Source organism: Streptomyces sp. NPDC088733 (genome assembly GCF_044751185.1).
In the GTDB taxonomy this organism is placed as follows: domain Bacteria; phylum Actinomycetota; class Actinomycetes; order Streptomycetales; family Streptomycetaceae; genus Actinacidiphila.
Genome location: NZ_JBIVLH010000032.1, coordinates 21,153 through 41,540, shown reverse-complemented (window position 1 = coordinate 41,540; position 20,388 = coordinate 21,153). Strand labels below are relative to the sequence as shown.

Sequence of the window (20,388 nt, the reverse complement as noted above, 5' to 3'; positions counted from 1 at the left end):
CGAGTGATACCTCAGTCACCGGTCGACGCCTCCCATCACGGGGTCGATGGACGCCACCGCGACGATGACGTCGGCGACCTGGCCGCCCTCGCACATCGCCGCCATGGTCTGCAGATTGGTGAAGGACGGGTCCCGGAAGTGGACGCGGAAGGGGCGGGTGCCCCCGTCGCTGACCACGTGGACCCCGAGTTCGCCCTTGGACGACTCGACGGCGACGTACGCCTGGCCGGGCGGCACCCGGAAGCCCTCGGTCACCAGCTTGAAGTGGTGGATCAGGGCCTCCATGGAGGTGCCCATGATCTTCTTGATGTGGTCCAGCGAGTTGCCGAGCCCGTCCGGGCCGAGCGCCAGCTGCGCGGGCCAGGCGATCTTCTTGTCGGCGACCATGACCGGGCCGGGCTGCAGCCGGTCCAGGCACTGCTCGACGATCTTCAGCGACTCGCGCATCTCGTCCAGGCGGATGAGGAAGCGGCCGTAGGAGTCGCACGTGTCGACGGTCGGGACCTCGAACTCGTAGTTCTCGTAACCGCAGTACGGCTGCGACTTGCGCAGGTCGTGCGGCAGGCCCGTGGAGCGCAGGATCGGGCCGGTGGCGCCGAGCGCCATGCAGCCGGCCAGGTCCAGGTAGCCCACGTCCTGCATCCGGGCCTTGAAGATCGGGTTGCCGGTGGCGAGCTTGTCGTACTCGGGGAGGTTCTTGCGGAACTTCTTCACGAACTCGCGGATCTGGTCCACGGCGCCGGGCGGCAGGTCCTGGGCGAGGCCGCCGGGGCGGATGTACGCGTGGTTCATCCGCAGGCCGGTGATCAGCTCGTAGATGTCCAGGATCATCTCGCGGTCGCGGAAACCGTAGATCATGATCGTGGTGGCGCCGAGCTCCATGCCGCCGGTGGCGATGGCCACCAGGTGCGAGGAGATGCGGTTCAGCTCCATCAGCATCACGCGGATGACGGAGGCCCGGTCGGGGACCTCCTCGGTGACGCCGAGCAGCTTCTCCACCGCCAGGCAGTACGCCGTCTCGTTGAAGAACGGCGTCAGGTAGTCCATGCGCGTCACGAACGTGGACCCCTGGGTCCAGGTCCGGAACTCCATGTTCTTCTCGATGCCGGTGTGCAGGTAGCCGATGCCGCAGCGGGCCTCGGTGACCGTCTCGCCGTCGATCTCCAGGATCAGCCGGAGCACTCCGTGGGTGGACGGGTGCTGCGGACCCATGTTGACGACGATGCGCTCGTCGTCGGCCTTGCCGACGGTCTCGGACAGTTCGTCCCAGTCGCCGCCGGTGACGGTGAAGACCCGGCCCTCGGTGGTGTCCCGCTCCGCGGCCTGCCGGGGTGCGGCGTGCGATGTGCCGTGCGTGCTCACGAGTACGACCTCCGCTGGTCCGGAGCCGGGATCTGGGCGCCCTTGTACTCGACGGGGATGCCGCCGAGGGGGTAGTCCTTGCGCTGCGGATGGCCCTGCCAGTCGTCCGGCATCATGATCCGCATCAGGGCGGGGTGGCCGTCGAAGACGATGCCGAAGAAGTCGTACGTCTCGCGCTCGTGCCAGTCGTTGGTCGGGTAGACCTCGACCAGCGACGGCACGTGCCGGTCGGCGTCGGAGACGCTCACCTCCAGCCGGATCAGCCGGTTGTGGGTGATCGAGCGCAGGTGGTAGACGGCGTGCAGCTCGCGGCCCTTGTCCTCGGGGAAGTGGACGCCGCTCACCCCGGTGCAGAGCTCGAAGCGCAGCGCGGGGTCGTCGCGCAGCGTCCGGGCGATCAGGAGCAGGTGCTCGCGCGCGACGTGGAAGGTGATCTCGCCGCGGTCGACGACGACCTTCTCGATCGCGTTGGCGGGGACGAGGCCCTGCTCCTCCAGGGCGCCCTCCAGCTCGTCGGCGACCTCGTCGAACCAGCCGCCGTAGGGCCGGTTGGAGGCTCCCGGCAGGCGCACGGTGCGCACCAGCCGGCCGTACCCGGAGGTGTCGCCGCCGTTGTTGGCGCCGAACATGCCGTGCTGGACGCGGATCGCCTCGCCGTGGTCCCCGCGCTGACCGGGCAGACCGCTCGCCTGCGCGTCCTTGTCCGGGTTCGGGGTGTCCGGGGAATCCGTCATCGGAGAAGCCCCTTCATCTCAATCGTCGGCAGCGCCTTCAGCGCCGCCTCCTCCGCCTCGCGCGCGGCCTGTTCCTGGTTCACGCCGAGCTTGCTGTGCTGGATCTTGTGGTGGAGCTTGAGAATGGCGTCCATCAGCATTTCGGGACGGGGCGGACATCCGGGAAGATAAATGTCAACAGGCACCACATGGTCAACACCCTGCACAATTGCGTAGTTGTTGAACATTCCGCCGCTGGATGCGCAGACGCCCATGGAGATGACCCACTTGGGGTTGGGCATCTGGTCGTAGACCTGGCGCAGGACGGGCGCCATCTTCTGGCTCACCCGGCCGGCCACGATCATCAGGTCCGCCTGCCGCGGGGAACCGCGGAAGACCTCCATCCCGAATCGGGCCAGGTCGTACCGCCCGGCACCGGTGGTCATCATCTCGATGGCGCAGCAGGCCAGACCGAAGGTGGCGGGGAAGACCGACGCCTTCCGCACCCATCCCGCGGCGGTCTCGACCGACGTCAGCAGGAATCCGCTCGGCAGCTTCTCTTCAATACCCATGGCTTTTCTCCGCCCCTAGTCCCATTCCAGACCGCCGCGACGCCAGACGTAGGCGTACGCGACGAAGACGGTGAGCACGAAGAGGAGCATCTCGACGAGCCCGAAGATCCCCAGGGAGTCGAACGAGACAGCCCAGGGGTAGAGGAAGACGATCTCGATGTCGAAGACGATGAAAAGCATCGCCGTCAGGTAGTACTTGATCGGGAAACGGCCACCACCGGCCGGATGCGGAGTCGGCTCAATGCCGCACTCATACGCCTCCAATTTAGCCCTGTTGTACCGTTTTGGGCCGATAATTGAGGCCATGACCACGGAGAAGATCGCGAAGCCGGCCGCGAGGCCGCCCAGCACGAGGATGGGCGCGTAGGCATTCACGTCCCCGCTCCTTCCAGTCGACGGTGACTGATGACGGACCGTGCCCGGGCATATGCGCCACGCCACCTAGATCCTCTCTATGTGAGGCAGTTCACAAGCCCGAACTGCCCGCATCTTATGCCTCCTGGTCTGTGATCTGCGACACGGGGTTCCCACTGGACTTTGTGATCTACACCACCCGGCCGAGGGTGACCGTTCCGGATGAGGCGTGATCTTCTCACGCAGGTATCTCTAATGATCACCAGAAGTCATATTTGCTCGCGTTATCGCTGGCCAGAGGGGGTGGCCCACTATCAGGCCATCGCGGCTCAAAGCAAATTGGAGCTCCCCCGGACCTCGTGATAGCGCACCGCCGCCCGTCCGGGTGAGCCTGGAAAGTCCGTGCTGACGACCGCCGGAGCCACGTGAACGCGCGCACGAGGAAATGGACTTGGATATCCGATTCATCCCGAAAAAGGAAGATCAAAAAAGGGACAATAGCACTGGGGTGGCGCCAACTGTGGCGCATCACACTTTTGTTGAACGGAACCGATTCCGCCTGATACCCAAGAGCGCATGCCCCTTCAGATCTCGCATATACGCCGCCGGCGACGCGCCACGCAGAGCACCAACTGGGTGCGCCGCGCTGGAGTCGCCGGCGGCGTCATCGGAACGCTCGCCCTCACTGGAATGTCCGCCCCGGCGAACGCCGAACCGACGGCCGCCGACCCGGCGACCACCGGAAGCATCCCGGTCATCCCCGCCCTCTCCACCGAGGCGGCCGCCGCGCAGGCCGCCGCCGCCCTCGACGAGACCGTCGTCGAGCAGCAACTGGACGCGGCCCGCGACGAGGCCCGCCACCAGGCGATGAAGGCCGCCGCCAAGAAGAAGGCCGCCGCCGACGCCCGCAGGGCCGCCACCGCCAAGGCCGCCGAGGCCCGGGAGTCCGCCACGGCGTCCCGCTCGGCCGGGCGCACCGCGCTGGCCACGTCCGCCTCCGCGCCCTCGGCCCAGTCGGTGTCGACGTCGGCCGCGAGCGGCAGCGTCGCTTCTGTGCTCAGCTTCCTCAAGGCACAGGTCGGCAAGGCCTACGTGTACGGCGCCACGGGCCCCAGCGCGTACGACTGCTCCGGCCTCACCCAGGCCGCTTTCCGGACCATCGGCGTCGAGCTGCCGCGCACCTCCCAGGCCCAGTCGACCGTCGGCACCCCGGTCCCCGTGAGCGAGGTCCAGCCGGGCGACCTGCTGTTCTGGGGCGGCGTCGGCTCCGCCTACCACGTCGCCGTCTACGTCGGCGACGGCCAGTACCTGGACGCGGCCAACCCCAGCAAGGGTGTCGTCATCCAGCAGATGGCCTATTACATGCCCACCTCCGCCGTCCGCGTGGCCTGATCCCGCGACCCCGTCCCCACGGGTCGGCAGGTCCGCGGTGCCGTACCGCGCGGCGCCCGCGCTCGTGAAGGCGCTCACGCGCCCGTACGAGGCCGAGCCCGGCCCCGCCGCAGTGGCGGTGGGCCGGGCTCGGGAAGAGGCGGTTACGGGGGCGTGAACGGGGGTCAGCGGCGCACGCAGACCTTGTGGGCCGGGTGCCAGACCCGCTCCCAGCGCAGGGAGCCGTGGGACGAACCGGCGTGTCCGCCGCGGCGGTCGCGGTCGTCCCGGCCGCCGTGGTCGCCGTGGTCGTTGCGGCCCGAGGCGTGGCGGAACGTCCAGTACCCCTTGTGCCAGGTGCAGTGGAGCCTCTTGCCGTGCCCCGAGGGGGCGGCGGAGGCGGCGGTGGTAGCGATCATCCCGCCGCCCGCAAGCAGAACAGTGACGGCGGCGGTGACAAGGGACTTCGTGAAGAGGTTCATGATGCGCCTTCCTCCCGTTGACGGTGTCCCCGGTGGGGTGTGCAAAAGTATGGGCACACCATCGCGAATGACGCATTTCGGGCTTGCACCCCCAACGCCCCCTCGCCACAGGTGACATCGATGTCAGACGTCCCCGTCAACCCGCCAACCGGGCGTCGAGTTCTGCCAGATCGGACACGAACCACACCTGGTTGCCCCGGTTGGACTCGCGCACCAGGTCGCGCAGCGCCGTACTGGCCCCGGTGCGGGCGGAGATGTCGCCGACGACCACCAGCCGCAGCCGGTAGTTGACGAACTTCTGCAGGATCTCGCCGGCCACCCCGGTCCGCAGCGCGAAGAAGCGCTCGTCGAACCGGGAGGCGGGCACGGCCACCACCTCCGCGCGGGAGAAGGCGGCGCCGATCAGGTCGAGCGCGTCCTGCGGGCCGGCGATGCCGGGGCCGTCCTCGCCGACGACCAGCACGGGCACCCCGGCGCGTTCGGTCACCACGTCAGTCACTGCGGCCCGCCTTCGGGATCGCCTTGGAACATGCCGTTCTCCGCTCCGAGAATGCCGTCGATGGTGGCGAGGACGTCCGCCGTGGGGGCGAGTCCGCCCAGGACGACCACTTTGAGCCGGGCCCGCGGCCCGTCGTGCACGGTCTGGATGCGCAACGGCTCCGCGTCGTCGCGCGGCATCCGGGCCCCGGCGGAGAGCAGGGTGGTCAGGCGGTCGGCGGCCGCCGCCCCGATGCCCTCGAGTTCGACGATGGCGGAGACCTCGGCCCGCCGGGGAGGCGGTGCGGGGGCCGGCCGGCCGGTGAGCGCGTCGAGGCCGGCGGCGGCGACGCGGTACTGCTTGCCGATGCGCACGGCCTTCAGCCGCCCGTCGCGGATGTAGCCGCGCACGGTCCGCACATGCAGTCCGAGCCGCTCGGCCACCTGCTCCACCGAGTACCAATCCTGCTCCATATTTACGCATCCTACCCTTCATACGTAAAGAAAGGGAAGGTTGAGTGCATCACCGTTGTGGAGTGAGGGGCAGCAAAAAAGAAGCGTGGCCGCCCCGAGGAGGGCGGCCACGCCGGGTTCAGCGGGGCGGTGTCACGACCGCGGGGCCACCTTCGACAGGCCGTTGATGACGCGGTCCATCGCGTCGCCGCCGGTCGGGTCGGTGAGGTTCGCCAGCAGCTTGAGCGTGAAGCGCATCAGCACCGGGTGGCTGAGTCCGCGCTGCGACGCCAGCTTCATCACCTTCGGGTTGCCGATCAGCTTCACGAAGGCGCGGCCGAGCGTGTAGTAGCCGCCGTAGGTGTCCTTCAGGATGCGCGGGTAGTGGTGCAGCGCCAGCTCCCGCTGCGCCGCGGTGCCGCGGGCGTGCGCCTGGACGATGACGTCGGCGGCGATCCGGCCGGATTCCATCGCGTAGGCGATGCCCTCGCCGTTGAACGGGTTGACCAGGCCGCCCGCGTCGCCGACCAGCAGCAGTCCGCGGGTGTAGTGCGGCTGGCGGTTGAAGGCCATGGGGAGCGCGGCGCCGCGGATGGGGCCGGTCATGTTCTCGGGGGTGTAGCCCCAGTCCTCCGGCATGGACGCGCACCAGGCCTTGAGGATCTCGCGCCAGTCCAGCTCCTTGAAGGAGGCGGAGGTGTTGAGCACACCGAGGCCGACGTTGGACGTCCCGTCGCCCATGCCGAAGATCCAGCCGTAGCCGGGCAGCATGCGGGGGTCGCCGGGAACGCGCCGGTCCCACAGCTCCAGCCAGGACTCCAGGTAGTCGTCGTCGTGGCGGGGCGAGGTGAAGTACGTGCGGACCGCGACGCCCATCGGACGGTCCTCGCGGCGGTGCAGGCCCATCCCCAGCGAGAGCCGGGTGGAGTTGCCGTCGGCGGCCACGACCAGCGGGGCGTGGAAGGTGACCGGGGTCTTCTCCTCGCCGAGCTTCGCCTCGACACCGATGATGCGGCCGGTGCGCTCGTCGCGGATCGGACCGGAGACGTTGCAGCGCTCGTACAGCCGCGCGCCGGCCTTCTCGGCCTGGCGGGCCAGCACTTCGTCGAAGTCCTCGCGCTTGCGGACGAGTCCGTAGTCGGGGAAGGAGGCCAGGTCCGGCCAGTCGAGCTGGAGGCGGACGCCGCCGCCGATGATGCGCAGGCCCTTGTTGCGCAGCCAGCCCGCCTCTTCGGAGACGTCGATGCCCATCGCGACGAGCTGCTTGGTCGCCCGCGGCGTGAGACCGTCGCCGCACACCTTCTCGCGGGGGAACGCGGTCTTCTCCAGCAGCAGCACGTCCAGACCGGACTTCGCCAGGTAGTACGCGGTCGTCGAACCGGCGGGACCGGCCCCGACGACGATCACATCGGCACTGCGCTCGGAGGCGACGGTCGTGTCAGTCACGGTCGGGGTCTCCCGTCGGTGTGGGGAAGGGGCGTGGAGAGTCTATGAGGCGGTGCCCCGGGTCAGCGCACCGCCCGGTGCAGTGCGACGATCCCGGCGGACAGGTTGCGCCACGCGACCCGCTGCCAGCCGGCCTTCTGCAGCCGTGCGGCCAGCGCGGGCTGGTCGGGCCAGGAGCGGATCGACTCGGCGAGGTACACGTACGCGTCGGGGTTGCTGCTGACCGCGCGGGCCACCGGCGGCAGCGCCCGCATCAGGTACTCGGTGTAGACGGTGCGGAACGGCGCCCACGTGGGGTGGCTGAACTCGCAGATGACCACACGCCCGCCGGGCCGGGTGACGCGCAGCATCTCGCGCAGCGCCGCGTCGGTGTCGTGGACGTTGCGCAGCGCGAAGGAGATGGTGACGGCGTCGAAGACCCCGTCGGCGAACGGCAGTCGCGTCGCGTCGCCCGCGGTGAGCGGCAGCGAGGGGTGGCGGCGCTTGCCCTCGCGCAGCATGCCGAGCGAGAAGTCGCAGGGCACGACGTCCGCACCGGCCTGCACGAAGGGGAGCGAGGAGGTGCCCGTGCCGGCGCCGAGGTCCAGCACCCGCTCGCCGGGGCGCACGTCCAGGGCCTGCGCGACGGTCCTGCGCCAGCGCCGGTCCTGCCCGAGCGAGAGCACGTCGTTGGTCAGGTCGTAGTTGGCCGCGACGTCGTCGAACATCGCGGCGACTTCGTGCGGCTGCTTGTCCAGGGAGGCTCGGGTCACGCCCCCATTGTTCACCCGGCGGTCCCGGGTCCCGCGCAGGGGCCCGGGCGAGCGGTCACGGGATGCCGGGTGAGGTCTCGCACCGCTCGGCGCGGTCGCGGGTGCCGGCCTCGCCGTCGCACAGGTCGCGGTCCGCGCCGCCGTCGATCCGGTCGTCGCCCGGGCCCGCGCGGACTACGTCGTCGCCGGGACCGGCCACGAGCAGGTCGCGGCCGCCGGCCGTGCCGTTGCTCGCGGCGCGGGCCACGTCGGTGTTGTCCCCGAAGATCGTGTCACGGCCGCGGTGCCCGGTGATCACGTCGTTGCCGGCCGTGGTGACGTGGTCGCCGGAGTTGTCCCCGATCAGGGTCTCGTCGGCCGCGCCGCCGATGATCCGGTCGTCCCCGGAACCCGCCGCGGTGCGGCCCCGGCTGACGGAGTAGTTGTCGCCGACGGCCGCGAACCCGCCGTCCGCGCCGAGGTCGAGGAGGTCGTCGCCGCCGCTGCCGACGGCGTTGAGGAGGGCGAAGCTGTCGCCGACCAGGCGGTCGGCGCCGGCCCCGCCCTTGAGGACGTCGTCGCCCGCTCCGAAGGCGTTGCCGGTGTCGGCGGCGGAGTCGCCGGTCATCAGGTCGTCGCCGGGACCGCCGTCCATGCGGTCGTCGCCGCCGCCGAACGCGTCGCCCGCGGTGGCGCTGTTGTCGCCCGCGGCGCGGTCGTCGCCCTCCCCCAGGATCAGCAGGTCGTCGCCCTGGCCGACGGCGTCGCCGCGGTCGATGAAGAGATCGCCGGCCGCCAGGTCGTCGCCGGCGCCGGTGGCGATGCTGTCGTTCCCGGGGCCGCCGCTGACCCGGTCGTTCCCGGCGAGGGAGCAGATGCGGTCGTCGCCGCCCCCGCCGTCGATGCGGTCGGGCCCGGCGGAGCCGACGATGACGTCGTCGCCGGGGGTGCCCTGGATGCCGCCGGAGCCGGTGATCGTCGGCACGCGGCCGAAGCAGAGCGACGCCCCCGCGGAGGGCACCTCGCCGATGGCGGTCGCGGGGAGCGCCACGAGGGCGATCGCCGTGAGCACGGCGACCACCGGGGCCGCGAGGCCGCCGGGGAGGGCACGGGGAACGGATATGTCCGGCATGACCGGAACCTAAGCGACGGGCTGTCAGCCGGCCACCGGTGCACGGCGGCCGGGTGACCGGCTCACGCCCTGCGGTACAGCAGCCGTCCCCCGACGACCGTGGCCAGGCAGGCGCCGCTCCCGTCGACGACAGCGAAGTCCGCCCGGGCCCCCGGGGCCGGCTCCGGTGCCCGGCGCGCGGGCAGCAGGCCGCTGCGGTCCAGCGCGGACCGCAGCGCGGGGTCGTCGGGAACGGTCGCCACGGCCGTGACGCCGCTGCTGAGCAGGGCGTGCACCCGCTCGCGCGGACTGGGTGCGGCGGGCAGCTCGCCCTGGTGGGTCAGCCCGGGCCGCAGCGTGCCGGGCCAGGACCGGACCCGGGCGCCGGGACGGCTCGCGCGCAGGTGGTCGACCGGGCCGGCGGCGGCGATGGTGCCGCCGTCGACCATCAGGGCCGCGCCGTCCGCGCCCGCGTGGATCGTCAGCATCGCGGACCGCGGGCGCCGGTCAGGAGGTGCTGATGAGCTTGAGCTCGGGGTGCGCCGTGCCGCCCTCGATGGCGGTCGACGACAGGTGGGAGACCACGTGGTCGTCGACCGGGTCGTTCGCCGGGTCGTCGTGGACCACCAGGTGCTCGTAGGTGGTGGCGCGCTGGGCGGGCACCCGGCCCGCGGCGCGGATCAGGTGGATCAGCTCCATGCGGTTGGAGCGGTGCTTGGCCCCGGCCGAGGAGACGACGTTCTCCTCCAGCATCACCGAACCGAGGTCGTCGGCGCCGTAGTGCAGCGACAGCTGGCCGACCTCCTTGCCGGTGGTGAGCCAGGAGCCCTGGATGTGGGCGACGTTGTCCAGGAAGAGCCGCGCTACGGCGATGATCCGCAGGTACTCGAAGAGCGTGGCCTGCGTGCGGCCCTTCAAGTGGTTGTTCTCGGGCTGGTACGTGTACGGGATGAAGGCGCGGAAGCCGCCCGTACGGTCCTGGACGTCGCGGATCATCCGCAGGTGCTCGATGCGCTCGGCGTTGGTCTCGCCGGTGCCCATGAGCATCGTGGAGGTGGACTCCACGCCCAGGTTGTGCGCGGTCTCCATGATCTCCAGCCAGCGCTCGCCGCTCTCCTTCAGGGGGGCGATCACCTTGCGCGGCCGCGCCGGCAGCAGTTCGGCACCGGCGCCCGCGAAGGAGTCGAGGCCCGCCGCGTGGATGCGGGTGATGGCCTCCTCCACCGGCACCTCGGAGATCCGGGCCATGTGCTCGACCTCGGAGGCCCCCAGGGAGTGGATGACCAGCTGGGGGTAGGCCTGCTTGATCGCGCTGAAGTGCTTCTCGTAGTACTCGACGCCGAAGTCCGGGTGGTGGCCGCCCTGGAACATGATCTGGGTGCCGCCGAGTTCGACGGTCTCCGCGCAGCGGCGCAGGATGTCGTCCAGGTCGCGGGTCCAGCCCTTGGCGGTGTCCTTGGGCGCGGCGTAGAAGGCGCAGAACTTGCAGGCCGTCACGCACACGTTGGTGTAGTTGATGTTGCGCTCGATGATGTACGTCGCGATGTGCTCGACGCCCACGTAGCGGCGGCGGCGCACCGCGTCCGCGGCGGCGCCCAGTGCGTGCAGGGGTGCGGAGCGGTAGAGGTCGAGCGCCTCCTCGGGGGTGATGCGGCCACCGTCGGCGGCACGGTCGAGGACGGATTGCAGATCGGCGTTCTCGCTCACCGGGCATCCCTTCCGAGGGGTTGTGACGGACTGGCTCAGCCTACGCCAGGGCGTCAGCCGCCCTGTTTGGCGAGGTCGCCCTCGGGGTTCCCGGCCAGGGAGTCGCCCGACCGGTAGTGCAGCGAGCCGTCGTCGTTGAGAGTGAAGCGCTCGTCGGCCGAACCGTCCGAACAGACCCCGGGATGCGGGTTGGTGCCGCCGCTGGTGTCCAGGACGATCCACCGCTCGGTGGCCGTGGCGAGCTTCCACTGGCCGCTGCAGTCGTAGGTCTCCCCGAGCAGCGACAGCACGCTCTTGTCGCGTCCCACCACCGCGCCGACCTTGCCCTCGGTGATCGTGATCTCGAAGGTGCCGGGCAGACCGTGGGCGGTGACCGTGTCGCCCTTCCACGTGCCGGCGAAGGCCGCGGGCAGCGCCGCCAGCCGCGGCGCGGAGGGGGTCGCGGCGCCGCGCGAGGGTGTCGCGGGCGCCGAGTCGGTGGACCGGGAGGACGTCGGATCGCCGCCGCCCTTGCCCTGGTCGTCGCCCCCGCCCCGGTGCAGCACGAGCCCGAGCGTCACCGCCGCCGCGACCAGCACGGCGCCCGCGCCCGCCAGCGACACCGCGCGTCGGGCACCGCCGCGGGGCACGGCGGGAGGGGCGGCCGGCGGCGGCGTGGCGGCGAACGCGGACGGCACCGCGTCCTGCGGCTGCCCGGTCAGCGACGGCGGCGGGCCGAAAGTGCCGTACGAGCCGTACAGCGAGCCGGTGCCGGCCGTGTCAACGCCGGGAGTTGCCGCACCGCCTCCGAGCGCGCCCGGCGGCGGTGTCGGCTCCAGGTCCAGCAGCTCGACCGCCTGGCGGCCGAGCCCCTCTGTCAGCGCCGCGGGCAGCCAGCCGCCGCGCACCAGGGACGCGGCCCCGCCGTCCGGCGCGAGCAGCTCGGCGAGCCGGCGGGGGGTGGGGCGCTCCGCGGGGTCCTTGGCCAGGCAGGACTCGGCGACCCGGCGCAGTCCCGCGGGCATGCCGTCGAACTCGGGCTCCTCGTGGGCGACCTTGTACAGCAGCACGGCCGCGCTGTCGCCGGCGAACGGTCCCTGCCCGGTCGCGGCGTAGACGATCACCGCGCCGAGCGCGAAGATGTCGGCGGCGGGCCCGGTCGGCCGGCCGGTGACCTGCTCGGGGGCCATGTAGCCGGGCGAGCCGACGACCACGCCCTTGCTGGTGAGCGCCGCGGTGGCGTCCATGGCCCGGGCGATGCCGAAGTCGATCAGTACCGGGCCGTCCAGTGACAGCAGCACGTTGGACGGCTTGATGTCGCGGTGCACCAGGCCCCGCCCGTGCACCTGCTCCAGCGCCTCGGCGAGCCCGGCGGCCAGCGCCCGTACGCCGTTCTCGGGCAGCGGCCCGAAGGTCTTCACGGCGTCGGACAGCGCCGGGCCCGCGACGTAGCGGGTGGCCACCCAGGGCACCGGCGAGTCGGTGTCCGCGTCGAGCACCGGGGCGCTCCACGTGCCGCCGACCCGGCGCGCCGCCTCCACCTCGCGCTCGAAGCGGGTGCGGAACTCCGGGTCGTCGGCGAGCTCCGAGCGCACCACCTTCACGGCCACGGTGCGGCCGCCCGGGCTGCGTCCGAGGTAGACCCGGCCCATGCCGCCGGCCCCGAGCCGGCCGAGCAGGCGGTAGGGACCGATCGCCGTGGGGTCGTTCGCCTGTAGCGGTTGCATCTGCGCGCCTCTCGCGGTGCGGAAGGTCGAAGAACAACGGGAGTTCCCCGCATACGCCGGGCAACCTACGGGAAGCCCGTGAAATCAGAGAAGGTGTACCCGTGCCCGGGGCGGGAACCCCACGCGGCGGGCGAACTCGGCGATCCCGGTCAACTGGTCCTGTCCGAGGGAGAAGTCCAGCGTGGTGAAGTAGCGCTGCAGCGTGTCCGCGTCGAAGGACTCCCAGCGGGCGGCCTGTTCGGCGACCTTCTCCACCTCCTCCATGCTCAGGTCGCGGGAGGCGAGGAAGGCCCGGTGCACCTCGTGCACGGCCTCGGGGTGGGCGGCCAGGTAGTCGCGGCGGGCGGCCCACACGGCGAAGACGAAGGGCAGCCCGGTCCACTCCTTCCACATCAGGCCGAGGTCGTGCACCTCCAGGCCCAGCCGCGGCGCGTCGTGCAGCGAGGCGCGCAGCGCGGCGTCGCCGATCAGCACGGCGGCCTGCGCCTCCTGCATCATCAGCGACAGGTCCGGCGGGCACGTGTAGTAGTCGGGCGCGACCTTGTACTGCTCGGCGAGCAGCAGCTCCGCGAGTCGTACGGACGTACGGCTGGTGGAGCCGAGGGCGACCCGGGCGCCGTCCAGGCTGCCCAGCGGGACCTGGCTCACGATGACGCAGGACATGACCGGGCCGTCGCAGCCGACGGCGATGTCCGGGAGGGCGACGAGCTCGTCGGAGTGGCGCAGGTACTCCATGAGCGTGATCGGGCCCACGTCGAGGTCGCCGGAGACGAGCTGGGCGCTCAGCTTCTCGGGGGTGTCCTTGGTGAGCTCCAGGTCCAGCAGGGCACCCGTTCGGGCCAACCCCCAGTAAAGAGGGACGCAATTCAGGAACTGGATGTGCCCGACGCGAGGCCGGGTCCGGCGCTCACCACCGGCGGAGGGAAGAGGCGCAGCTTTGTCCACATCAGGAGGCTAGACCCCCGCTCCGGTGATCTTTCGGCGGGGCCCTTCGGCGGTGTCGTCCCGGGCACCGTCCAGAGGCCAGGGGTTCACCGTGCGTTCGCTCTTTAGGCGGTCCGGGTGAATGGGGATCTTGCCGCTCTTCCCCGGTGAGGATGCTCCGTGCTACTGTCGTCGCAAGTTGCAGTTTGGTTTCCCTTGCAGTACAAAGCCTGCGGAGCATGTGACCGCGGGCTTTTGTAGTTTTCAGACTTCTTGCGGTTAGCAGGGCAGGTTCTGGAGCAGGGCAACCCTTTGGCCCAAGGAGGGCTTATGGCTACCGGAACCGTCAAGTGGTTCAACGCCGAGAAGGGCTTCGGCTTCATCGCCCAGGACGGCGGCGGCCCCGATGTCTTCGTCCACTACTCCGCGATCAACGCCAGCGGCTTCCGCTCGCTGGAGGAGAACCAGGCGGTGACCTTCGACGTCACCCAGGGTCCGAAGGGCCCGCAGGCGGAGAACGTCGTCCCCGCCTAATTGCGGAGACAGCGTGTAGTAGTACCCGATAAGCAGTACCCAAGGAGCCCCGCACAGCGTGCGGGGCTCCTGCCTTTTCCCCGGTGCGGGACGGCCGGATTACTCCGTGAATGCGGCCGGGAACACCGCGCAGCGGTGCCGGCGGAACCTGCCGCGGCCGGCGACCGGGTAGCCGGCCCCCGGGTTCAGCCCCGGGTCGCCGCGCGCGAGGCGTCGTCCGCCTCGTCCTCCTGGGCGGCACTGGCGGCGAGGTTGGCCCGGGTGCGCTCCACACGGGCCGAGACCTGCACGGAGGCCTGCTCGCGCAGACCGCGCAGCACGACGAAGCTGAGCGGCGCGCTGATCACCAGCGCGAGCAGCATGACCCACAGCAGGTTGGAGTCGCCGAGCCCGGCCGGCAGGACGTGGACGTAGACCAGACCCCAGATGACGAGGAAGCAGGCCGCGAAGAGGCCAAGGCGCATCAGGGAGTAGCGCAGCATGGGACTCGGCTTCCAGCTCACGGCGATGCCACTTCCTTCGGTGTGTTCGGCGGTCCGGCCCACGGGACGTACCGGACGTACTCGCCCACCAGTGAAGCACGGGGCCGCGACGCTCAGAGCAGCGGGAGCCACATCGTGATTTCGTCCCGGTCGTCACCTGCGGCGATGCGGATCGCCCCGGGCGTCCTGCCGACCTCCTTGTAGCCGACGGAGGCGTAGAAGCGGTCCAGGCCCATGCCGCTGCGGCAGGTGAGCCGCAGCCCCTCCAGGCCCAGCTCGCGCGCCGCGCGCTCGGCCTCCCGCAGCAGGTCCGCGCCGTGCCCGCGCCCCTGGTGGGCGGGGTCGACCATGACGGTGTAGAGCCAGGCCCAATGCCCCATCAGGCGGTGGGTGTTGAGGGTCAGGAAGGCCGTCGCGGCCAGGCGCCCGTCCTCGAATCCGGCGATCAGATGCGCCCGGCCCCCGGATATCGCCTCGCAGCGGCCCTCCGCCTGCGGGGCCACGTCCGCGGCGGTGACGGGGGCCACGAAGCCGACGGCGCCGCCGGCGTTGGTGACGTCCGTCCAGAGGGTGACGAGCTGGCTCCGCAGGTCGGCGGTGAGCTCGGGGTCGAGGGTGAAGCGCAGTGCCATGGCGCAACTTTAGGGACGCCCACTGACGGGCCCTGAAGGCGGTCCGGACTCCGGGCGACATTCACGTGAAGCGCGGGCCCGGGGTCGCCGGGGCCCGCGCTCCACGTGCGGTGCACGGTACGGGTCAGAAGCGCATCGGCTGCGGCGCCTCGCGGCGCGCGGCGTCCGGGCCCGGGTACTCGCGGATGATCTCGTAGCGCGTGTTGCGCTCGACCGGGCGGAAGCCCGCGTCCGTGATGAGCTCCAGCAGGTCGTCACGGGTGAGCTTGTTGGGCGTGCCGTAGTTGTCGGCGTCGTGGGTGATCTTGTACTCGACGACCGAGCCGTCCATGTCGTCCGCGCCGTGCTGGAGCGCCAGCTGCGCGGTCTGGACGCCGTGCATGACCCAGAAGACCTTCACGTGCGGGACGTTGTCGAAGAGCAGCCGGGAGACCGCGAAGGTCTTCAGCGCGTCGGCGCCGGAGGCCATGGTGGTGCGGGCCTGGAGGGTGTTGCGGACCTTGCCGTCCTTGAGGTCGACGAAGTCGTGCTGGTAGCGCAGCGGGATGAAGACCTGGAAGCCGCCGGTCTCGTCCTGGAGCTCGCGCAGGCGCAGCACGTGGTCCACCCGGTGCCGGGGCTCCTCGACGTGCCCGTACAGCATGGTGCACGGGGTCTTCAGACCCTTCTCGTGCGCCAGGCGGTGGATGCGCGACCAGTCCTCCCAGTGGGTGCGGTGGTCGACGATGTGCTGCCGCACCTCCCAGTCGAAGATCTCGGCGCCGCCGCCGGTCAGCGACTCCAGGCCGGCCTCGATCAGCTCGTCCAGGATCTCGCTCGCGCTCAGCCCGGAGATCGTCTCGAAGTGGTGGATCTCGGTGGCGGTGAACGCCTTGAGGGAGACGTTCGGCAGCGCCTCCTTGAGCGCCTTGAGCGAGCGCGGGTAGTAGCGCCACGGGAGCGTGGGGTGCAGGCCGTTGACGATGTGGAGCTCGGTGAGGTTCTCCCCCTCCATCTCCTTCGCCAGCCGCACGGCCTCCTCGATGCGCATCGTGTACGCGTCCTTCTCCCCCGGCTTGCGCTGGAAGGAGCAGTAGGCGCAGGAGGCCGTGCACACGTTGGTCATGTTGAGGTGGCGGTTGACGTTGAAGTGGACGACGTCGCCGTTCTTCACCGTCCGCACGTGGTGGGCGAGGCCGCCCAGCCAGGCGAGGTCGTCGGACGCGTAGAGGGCGATGCCGTCCTCACGGGTCAGCCGCTCACCCGCGTAGACCTTCTCCTCCAGCTCCCGCTTGAGCCCAGCGTCCATGCCTCGCCTCGCCTCCACACCTTCCTCGACCGGCCGTCGGCCGGCGGACAACCCGCTCGACCTTACGCCTACACGGACTCGGGCAGCTCCCCGACCCGGTTCTCCCACTTGGTGGACAGCACGATGGTGGTGCGGGTGCGGGCGACGCCCTTGGTGCCGGACAGCCGGCGGATGGTGTGCTCCAGGCCGTCCACGTCGGGGACGCGGACCTTGAGCATGTAGGAGTCGTCGCCGGCGATGAACCAGCAGTCCTCGATCTCGTCGAGATCGCGCAGCCGCGTGGCGACGTCCTCGTGGTCGGCGGCGTCGCTCAGCTGCAGACCGACCAGGGCCGTGACGCCGAGGCCGAGCGCGGCGGGGTGGATGGTGGCCCGGTAGCCGGTGATCACGCCGGCCTGCTCCAGGCGGTTGATCCGGTCGGTGACGCTGGGGCCGGACAGGCCCACCAGCCGGCCCAGCTCGGCGTACGAGGCCCGGCCGTTCTCACGGAGGGCCTGAATGAGCTGCCTGTCCACCGCGTCCATCAGACTGGACCCCTTCATTCGTGCCGTGATTGCGCTGTCGGGACAAGAATCTAAGGCATCAGCGGGCATGTGCCTTGCGCATCGAGCGGCAGGGGCCTCATCCGCCGTCATCCGCCTCAGCAGTCCCGGCAGGCCCGGGGAACCCGGTGGTCCCAGCAGTCCCGGCGGCCGCCCGCGCGGCCCCCAGCTCGCCCTCCCAGCGGTGGTAGAGCTTGTGCGGCACCCCGGCGGCGTCCAGCACCCGGCCGGCCACGAAGTCGACGAGGTCCTGGATGTGCCGGGCGCCCGCGTAGAACGCCGGCGACGCGGGAAGCACCACGGCACCCGCCTCGTCCAGGGCGACCAGGTGCCGGAGGGTCTGCCCGCCGAGCGGTGTCTCCCGTACGGCCACCACCAGCGGCCGCCGCTCCTTCAGGGTGACACTCGCGGCGCGCTGGAGCAGGTCCTTGGAGAGTCCCAGCGCGACCCCGGCCACGCAGGCGGTGCTCGCCGGGACGATCAGCATGCCCTTGACGGGGTACGAGCCCGAACTCGGCCCGGCCGCCAGATCCCCGGCGGCCCAGTGGCGCACCCGGGTGACGTCGGCCGTGAAGCGGTCCGGGGTGCCGTCGGCGCCGCGGGCCAGCCAGCGGGACAGGTCCTCGCGCCAGTGGCCGTCACGGAAGGGCGCCCCGGTCTCGTCCAGCACCGTGAGGCGGGCGGCCCGGCTGACCACCAGGTCGACGGCCTCGCCCGCGTGCAGCAGCGCCCGGATCACGGCGGCCGCGTACGGCGTCCCGGAGGCCCCGGAGACCCCGACCACCCAGGGCGTCCCGCGCCCGCGCTCGTCCATGGGGCGAGCCTATCCGGCCCCTCGTACAACCTTCCGCCCAGCTCATGCGTCAATGAGGTGTTCATGTAACAACCAAGGGGTTGGGGAGAGAACCATCATCGCCATGCGGAAGGGCATCGCCGCCGCCGGCTGCGCCGCCTTCGTACTCACCACCGCCGCCGCGTGCGGCACCACCACGAGCCTGAGCGCCGGCGCCAAGGTCCAGCAGGCGCTGGACGGGCTCGGCGAGCAGAAGTCCGTCACGCTGTCCGTGGGCTTCGACGGGAACCAGCAGCAGATCTGGACCGCGCTCAAGGGCTCGGACGGCTTCACCCAGGACTACGCGAAACTGCTCGCCGATTTCGACGTCTCGATGTCCGTGAGCGCCGACAAGCCGCTCAAGGACATCAAGGACACCAAGACCGACCCCGCCTCGGTCGCGCTGCGGGTCTCGCTCGGCCAGGGCAAGGACCTGCTGGAGGTCCGCAGCCTGGCGGGGAAGCAGGTCTACCTCCGCGCCGACCTGCGCCAGTTCCTGACGCTCGCCGACGGTCTCGCCACCAAGGAGGACAAGGCCGATCTGCAGCAGTTCCGGCAGATGCTCGACGCGGCCGACAAGCTGCCCTCCTCGCTGAAGTCCGTGAAGGACGCGGTCGGCGGCAAGTGGGTCTCCGTCGACGTCAAGTCCTTCGAGGAGTTCTCCAAGAGCATGGCCAAGGAGGGCGGTTCGCCGCTGCCGGACACCTCGGCCCTGGACCCCAAGACGGCGGAGCAGGTCACCAAGGCGCTGCGCGAGGCCGTCGAGCACAACGCGAAGTTCACCGACGCCGGCAGCAAGGACGGCGCCGACCACGTCAAGGTGACCCTGCCGGCCGGGAAGACGGCCGACGCCCTCGCCGAGGCGCTCAAGCCCGTGGCGGACCAGCTGCCGGACGGGTTCTCGACCGCCGACCTGCAGTCGGTGCCGGACAAGGACGTCAGCGTCGACGTGGCCGTCAAGGACGGGGCCCTGTCGGGGATCACCCTGGACCTCGACCAGTTCGACACCGGCAACGAGATCCAGGGCGCGCTGCCGCTGACCGTCGGCTTCGCGCCCGACGCGCAGCCCGTCGCCGCCCCGGCCGGCGCCACCCCGCTCAACCCCCAGGACATCATGGGCGCCGTGATGCAGCTCATGGCGGGCGGAATGGCCGCGTAAGGCGCGGAACCGCCACGTACGCCCAAGTCGTTGTCTACCGTGGAAAGTCCGGGGGGACACCCGGACGGACGCACGGACGGTGGACCACCACGAGGGGGGATCCTGTGGCGTACGAACCCATCGCCGGCCACGACGCCGGTGACGCCCGGCACGGCGCCCGCAGCGGCGCCGTGCCGGGCCCGGGCGTCCGGGCCCGTACGGCCGGTGCGCTCATGCTCGGCTGGGTGGGCCTGCTCTGGCTGATCGAGTCGGTCGACGCCATGACCGGCCACGCGCTCGACACCTTCGGCATCGTGCCGCGCGAGGCAGGGGAGTTGCGGGACATCGTCCCGGCGGCCTTCATCCACTTCGGCTTCGACCACGTCGCCGCCAACAGCCTGCCGCTGCTGGTGCTGGGGTTCCTGGCGGCGCTGCGCGGCACCCGCCGCTTCCTGAGCGTGGCCTTTGTGATCATCCTGTGCAGCGGCCTGGGGGTCTGGCTGGTCGCGCCGCCGCACACCAACACCGCGGGCGCCTCGGGGCTGGTCTTCGGCCTCTTCGGCTATCTGCTGGTGCGCGGCTTCGTGGACCGGCGGCTGATCGACATCGCGGTCGGCCTGGTCGTCGCGGTGCTGTACGGCTCCATCCTGTGGGGGGTTCTGCCCACCGCGCAGGGGGTGTCCTGGCAGGGCCATCTCTTCGGCCTGGCGGGCGGGGTGGCCGCGGCGTTCCTGTTCCGTGACCGCCCCGTCGACGGGCTGATCCGGTGAGGCCGTAGGATCCCGGACAACACGATCACGGGGGGGCGGTCGCGCATGACCGATTTCAGCAAGCACGAGAGCACACCGCCGCAGGACATGGCACCTCAGGGCCCGCCTCAAGGGCCGCCGCAGGGACCCCCGCAGGGCCCGCCGCCGCCCGGACCCGGCCCGTACGCCGCCCCCGGGGCCGGTCCGTTCCCCCCGCCGCCCCCGCCGTACGGACACCCCGGGCAGCCCGGCGGCCCGGGCCCCGGCTGGGCGGGCGCCCCGGGTTATCCGCCGCCGTTCCCGCAGCCGCCGATGCGGCCGCCGACCGGGCCGGCGATGTGGGCGCACCTGAGCGCCCTGATCACGGTCCTCGTGGGCTCCAGCATCTGCTGCCTCGGCTGGGCGCTGGGCTGGATCCCGCCGCTGATCATCCGCAACAACGAGCAGAACAAGTACGACCCGTTCATCCGCCACCACTCCGCGCAGGCGATGAACTTCGGCATCACCGCCGCCATGACCGTCCTGCTGGGCGGCGTGGGCTACGGCCTCGGCATCGGCGGCGCGATCTGGCACGGCGAGGACAACGGCCCGATCGTCCTGGCCATCGTCGGCTTCGGCCTGCTCGCGCTGTGCGCGCTCCACATGCTGCTCGGGATCATCTTCTGCGCCATCGCCGCCACCAAGGCCAACAGCGGCCAGTGGTGGCGCTATCCGCGGCTCGTCGCGCTGCCGTTCGTCAAGTCCGAGCAGGGCTGAGCGAAAGCTCGCCGGCCCGGGGGCCG

At 71.1% G+C, this 20,388-nt stretch carries 24 protein-coding genes; 5 read left to right on the top strand and 19 right to left on the bottom strand.

Going from position 1 to position 20,388, the window contains the following annotated elements; all coding sequences use genetic code 11:
* Positions 1 to 15: 15 nt before the first annotated feature.
* The 4 genes from ACIP64_RS37020 to ACIP64_RS37005 are packed head-to-tail and all read right to left on the bottom strand — an operon-like array spanning position 16 to position 3,022.
* Entirely contained in the window at positions 16 to 1,362 is a 1,347-nt protein-coding gene (locus tag ACIP64_RS37020) for an NADH-quinone oxidoreductase subunit D (protein WP_360902801.1), read from the bottom strand.
* Positions 1,359 to 2,096: an NADH-quinone oxidoreductase subunit C gene (locus tag ACIP64_RS37015; protein ID WP_401595979.1), complete on the bottom strand. Its 738-nt coding sequence runs from the start codon at positions 2,094 to 2,096 to the stop codon at positions 1,359 to 1,361. Before ACIP64_RS37015 ends, ACIP64_RS37020 begins: the two co-directional genes overlap by 4 nt.
* Complete coding sequence (locus ACIP64_RS37010) at positions 2,093 to 2,647, bottom strand: NADH-quinone oxidoreductase subunit B family protein (protein WP_319658399.1); 555 nt, start codon at positions 2,645 to 2,647, stop codon at positions 2,093 to 2,095. Before ACIP64_RS37010 ends, ACIP64_RS37015 begins: the two co-directional genes overlap by 4 nt.
* A 15-nt stretch (positions 2,648 to 2,662) precedes the next feature.
* Positions 2,663 to 3,022 carry an NADH-quinone oxidoreductase subunit A gene (locus ACIP64_RS37005; RefSeq protein ID WP_360902808.1) on the bottom strand — a complete coding sequence of 120 codons (360 nt, stop codon included), beginning with the start codon at positions 3,020 to 3,022 and terminating at the stop codon, positions 2,663 to 2,665.
* A gap of 555 nt (positions 3,023 to 3,577) precedes the next feature.
* Between ACIP64_RS37005 and ACIP64_RS37000 the strand changes: the two genes are divergently transcribed.
* Positions 3,578 to 4,393, top strand: a complete 816-nt coding sequence (locus ACIP64_RS37000) for a C40 family peptidase (RefSeq protein WP_401595975.1) — start codon at positions 3,578 to 3,580, stop codon at positions 4,391 to 4,393.
* Positions 4,394 to 4,557: 164 nt separating this feature from the next.
* Here the strand turns inward: ACIP64_RS37000 and ACIP64_RS36995 are convergent, their stop codons facing one another.
* The 10 genes from ACIP64_RS36995 to ACIP64_RS36950 form a co-directional block, all read right to left on the bottom strand.
* A complete protein-coding gene (locus ACIP64_RS36995; RefSeq protein WP_401595973.1) occupies positions 4,558 to 4,854 on the bottom strand; it encodes a hypothetical protein in 297 nt (98 codons plus the stop codon).
* A 136-nt stretch (positions 4,855 to 4,990) separates the two neighbouring features.
* Positions 4,991 to 5,353 (bottom strand): DUF4180 domain-containing protein, encoded by a 363-nt coding sequence (locus ACIP64_RS36990; protein ID WP_401595971.1) that lies wholly within the window; start codon positions 5,351 to 5,353, stop codon positions 4,991 to 4,993.
* Positions 5,350 to 5,805 (bottom strand): helix-turn-helix domain-containing protein, encoded by a 456-nt coding sequence (locus ACIP64_RS36985; protein ID WP_401595969.1) that lies wholly within the window; start codon positions 5,803 to 5,805, stop codon positions 5,350 to 5,352. The genes ACIP64_RS36990 and ACIP64_RS36985 overlap by 4 nt, the downstream gene beginning before the upstream one ends.
* A 132-nt stretch (positions 5,806 to 5,937) precedes the next feature.
* On the bottom strand, positions 5,938 to 7,230 hold the full coding sequence (locus ACIP64_RS36980) for a geranylgeranyl reductase family protein (RefSeq protein WP_360902823.1): 1,293 nt from the start codon (positions 7,228 to 7,230) through the stop codon (positions 5,938 to 5,940).
* Positions 7,231 to 7,292: 62 nt separating this feature from the next.
* Positions 7,293 to 7,982 carry a demethylmenaquinone methyltransferase gene (locus ACIP64_RS36975; protein ID WP_401595966.1) on the bottom strand — a complete coding sequence of 230 codons (690 nt, stop codon included), beginning with the start codon at positions 7,980 to 7,982 and terminating at the stop codon, positions 7,293 to 7,295.
* A 55-nt stretch (positions 7,983 to 8,037) separates the two neighbouring features.
* Entirely contained in the window at positions 8,038 to 9,093 is a 1,056-nt protein-coding gene (locus ACIP64_RS36970; RefSeq protein ID WP_401595964.1) for a calcium-binding protein, read from the bottom strand.
* Positions 9,094 to 9,155: 62 nt separating this feature from the next.
* Positions 9,156 to 9,560 (bottom strand): hypothetical protein, encoded by a 405-nt coding sequence (locus tag ACIP64_RS36965; RefSeq protein ID WP_401595962.1) that lies wholly within the window; start codon positions 9,558 to 9,560, stop codon positions 9,156 to 9,158.
* 19 nt (positions 9,561 to 9,579) lie between these two features.
* Positions 9,580 to 10,779: a cyclic dehypoxanthinyl futalosine synthase gene (gene mqnC, locus ACIP64_RS36960; RefSeq protein ID WP_401595960.1), complete on the bottom strand. Its 1,200-nt coding sequence runs from the start codon at positions 10,777 to 10,779 to the stop codon at positions 9,580 to 9,582.
* Positions 10,780 to 10,832: 53 nt separating this feature from the next.
* Positions 10,833 to 12,485 (bottom strand): protein kinase, encoded by a 1,653-nt coding sequence (locus ACIP64_RS36955; protein ID WP_401595958.1) that lies wholly within the window; start codon positions 12,483 to 12,485, stop codon positions 10,833 to 10,835.
* Between the two features lie 84 nt (positions 12,486 to 12,569).
* Complete coding sequence (locus ACIP64_RS36950; protein WP_401595956.1) at positions 12,570 to 13,430, bottom strand: menaquinone biosynthetic enzyme MqnA/MqnD family protein; 861 nt, start codon at positions 13,428 to 13,430, stop codon at positions 12,570 to 12,572.
* 309 nt (positions 13,431 to 13,739) lie between these two features.
* On the opposite strand from ACIP64_RS36950, the gene ACIP64_RS36945 reads away from it, so the two are divergent.
* Positions 13,740 to 13,943 (top strand): cold-shock protein, encoded by a 204-nt coding sequence (locus ACIP64_RS36945; RefSeq protein WP_018558781.1) that lies wholly within the window; start codon positions 13,740 to 13,742, stop codon positions 13,941 to 13,943.
* A 185-nt stretch (positions 13,944 to 14,128) separates the two neighbouring features.
* Here the strand turns inward: ACIP64_RS36945 and ACIP64_RS36940 are convergent, their stop codons facing one another.
* From ACIP64_RS36940 to ACIP64_RS36920, 5 genes are all read right to left on the bottom strand, one after another.
* The gene (locus ACIP64_RS36940) at positions 14,129 to 14,425 is read right to left on the bottom strand and encodes a DUF4229 domain-containing protein (RefSeq protein WP_401596065.1); all 297 of its coding nucleotides are present in this window, start codon (positions 14,423 to 14,425) and stop codon (positions 14,129 to 14,131) included.
* A gap of 113 nt (positions 14,426 to 14,538) precedes the next feature.
* Positions 14,539 to 15,057 (bottom strand): GNAT family N-acetyltransferase, encoded by a 519-nt coding sequence (locus tag ACIP64_RS36935; protein WP_401595952.1) that lies wholly within the window; start codon positions 15,055 to 15,057, stop codon positions 14,539 to 14,541.
* A 124-nt stretch (positions 15,058 to 15,181) separates the two neighbouring features.
* Positions 15,182 to 16,345 carry an aminofutalosine synthase MqnE gene (gene mqnE, locus ACIP64_RS36930; protein WP_401595950.1) on the bottom strand — a complete coding sequence of 388 codons (1,164 nt, stop codon included), beginning with the start codon at positions 16,343 to 16,345 and terminating at the stop codon, positions 15,182 to 15,184.
* A gap of 68 nt (positions 16,346 to 16,413) precedes the next feature.
* On the bottom strand, positions 16,414 to 16,869 hold the full coding sequence (locus tag ACIP64_RS36925; protein WP_360902850.1) for an Lrp/AsnC family transcriptional regulator: 456 nt from the start codon (positions 16,867 to 16,869) through the stop codon (positions 16,414 to 16,416).
* 97 nt (positions 16,870 to 16,966) lie between these two features.
* Positions 16,967 to 17,701 (bottom strand): UbiX family flavin prenyltransferase, encoded by a 735-nt coding sequence (locus ACIP64_RS36920; RefSeq protein WP_401595947.1) that lies wholly within the window; start codon positions 17,699 to 17,701, stop codon positions 16,967 to 16,969.
* 103 nt (positions 17,702 to 17,804) lie between these two features.
* Here ACIP64_RS36920 and ACIP64_RS36915 point away from each other — a divergent pair, with 103 nt between their 5' ends.
* The 3 genes from ACIP64_RS36915 (at position 17,805) to ACIP64_RS36905 (ending at position 20,362) form a co-directional block, all read left to right on the top strand.
* Entirely contained in the window at positions 17,805 to 18,878 is a 1,074-nt protein-coding gene (locus ACIP64_RS36915) for a hypothetical protein (protein WP_401595945.1), read from the top strand.
* A 212-nt stretch (positions 18,879 to 19,090) separates the two neighbouring features.
* On the top strand, positions 19,091 to 19,627 hold the full coding sequence (locus ACIP64_RS36910; RefSeq protein WP_401596063.1) for a rhomboid family intramembrane serine protease: 537 nt from the start codon (positions 19,091 to 19,093) through the stop codon (positions 19,625 to 19,627).
* A gap of 45 nt (positions 19,628 to 19,672) precedes the next feature.
* Positions 19,673 to 20,362, top strand: coding sequence for a DUF4870 domain-containing protein (locus ACIP64_RS36905; RefSeq protein WP_401595943.1), 690 nt, complete (start codon positions 19,673 to 19,675; stop codon positions 20,360 to 20,362).
* Positions 20,363 to 20,388 lie beyond the last annotated feature (26 nt).

Excerpts from the sequence above, each read along its gene's own strand:
- ACIP64_RS37010 (WP_319658399.1), bottom strand. The coding sequence starts at position 2,647 with ATGGGTATTGAAGAGAAGCTGCCGAGCGGATTCCTGCTGACGTCGGTC.
- ACIP64_RS36965 (WP_401595962.1), bottom strand. The coding sequence starts at position 9,560 with ATGCTGACGATCCACGCGGGCGCGGACGGCGCGGCCCTGATGGTCGAC.
- ACIP64_RS36940 (WP_401596065.1), bottom strand. The coding sequence starts at position 14,425 with ATGCTGCGCTACTCCCTGATGCGCCTTGGCCTCTTCGCGGCCTGCTTC.
- ACIP64_RS36910 (WP_401596063.1), top strand. The coding sequence starts at position 19,091 with ATGCTCGGCTGGGTGGGCCTGCTCTGGCTGATCGAGTCGGTCGACGCC.
- ACIP64_RS36915 (WP_401595945.1), top strand. The coding sequence starts at position 17,805 with ATGCGGAAGGGCATCGCCGCCGCCGGCTGCGCCGCCTTCGTACTCACC.
- ACIP64_RS37000 (WP_401595975.1), top strand. The coding sequence starts at position 3,578 with ATGCCCCTTCAGATCTCGCATATACGCCGCCGGCGACGCGCCACGCAG.
- ACIP64_RS36945 (WP_018558781.1), top strand. The coding sequence starts at position 13,740 with ATGGCTACCGGAACCGTCAAGTGGTTCAACGCCGAGAAGGGCTTCGGC.
- ACIP64_RS36920 (WP_401595947.1), bottom strand. The coding sequence starts at position 17,701 with ATGGACGAGCGCGGGCGCGGGACGCCCTGGGTGGTCGGGGTCTCCGGG.
- ACIP64_RS36995 (WP_401595973.1), bottom strand. The coding sequence starts at position 4,854 with ATGAACCTCTTCACGAAGTCCCTTGTCACCGCCGCCGTCACTGTTCTG.
- ACIP64_RS36955 (WP_401595958.1), bottom strand. The coding sequence starts at position 12,485 with ATGCAACCGCTACAGGCGAACGACCCCACGGCGATCGGTCCCTACCGC.
- ACIP64_RS36925 (WP_360902850.1), bottom strand. The coding sequence starts at position 16,869 with ATGGACGCGGTGGACAGGCAGCTCATTCAGGCCCTCCGTGAGAACGGC.
- ACIP64_RS36970 (WP_401595964.1), bottom strand. The coding sequence starts at position 9,093 with ATGCCGGACATATCCGTTCCCCGTGCCCTCCCCGGCGGCCTCGCGGCC.
- ACIP64_RS36935 (WP_401595952.1), bottom strand. The coding sequence starts at position 15,057 with ATGGCACTGCGCTTCACCCTCGACCCCGAGCTCACCGCCGACCTGCGG.
- mqnE (WP_401595950.1), bottom strand. The coding sequence starts at position 16,345 with ATGGACGCTGGGCTCAAGCGGGAGCTGGAGGAGAAGGTCTACGCGGGT.
- ACIP64_RS36905 (WP_401595943.1), top strand. The coding sequence starts at position 19,673 with ATGACCGATTTCAGCAAGCACGAGAGCACACCGCCGCAGGACATGGCA.
- ACIP64_RS36985 (WP_401595969.1), bottom strand. The coding sequence starts at position 5,805 with ATGGAGCAGGATTGGTACTCGGTGGAGCAGGTGGCCGAGCGGCTCGGA.
- ACIP64_RS37015 (WP_401595979.1), bottom strand. The coding sequence starts at position 2,096 with ATGACGGATTCCCCGGACACCCCGAACCCGGACAAGGACGCGCAGGCG.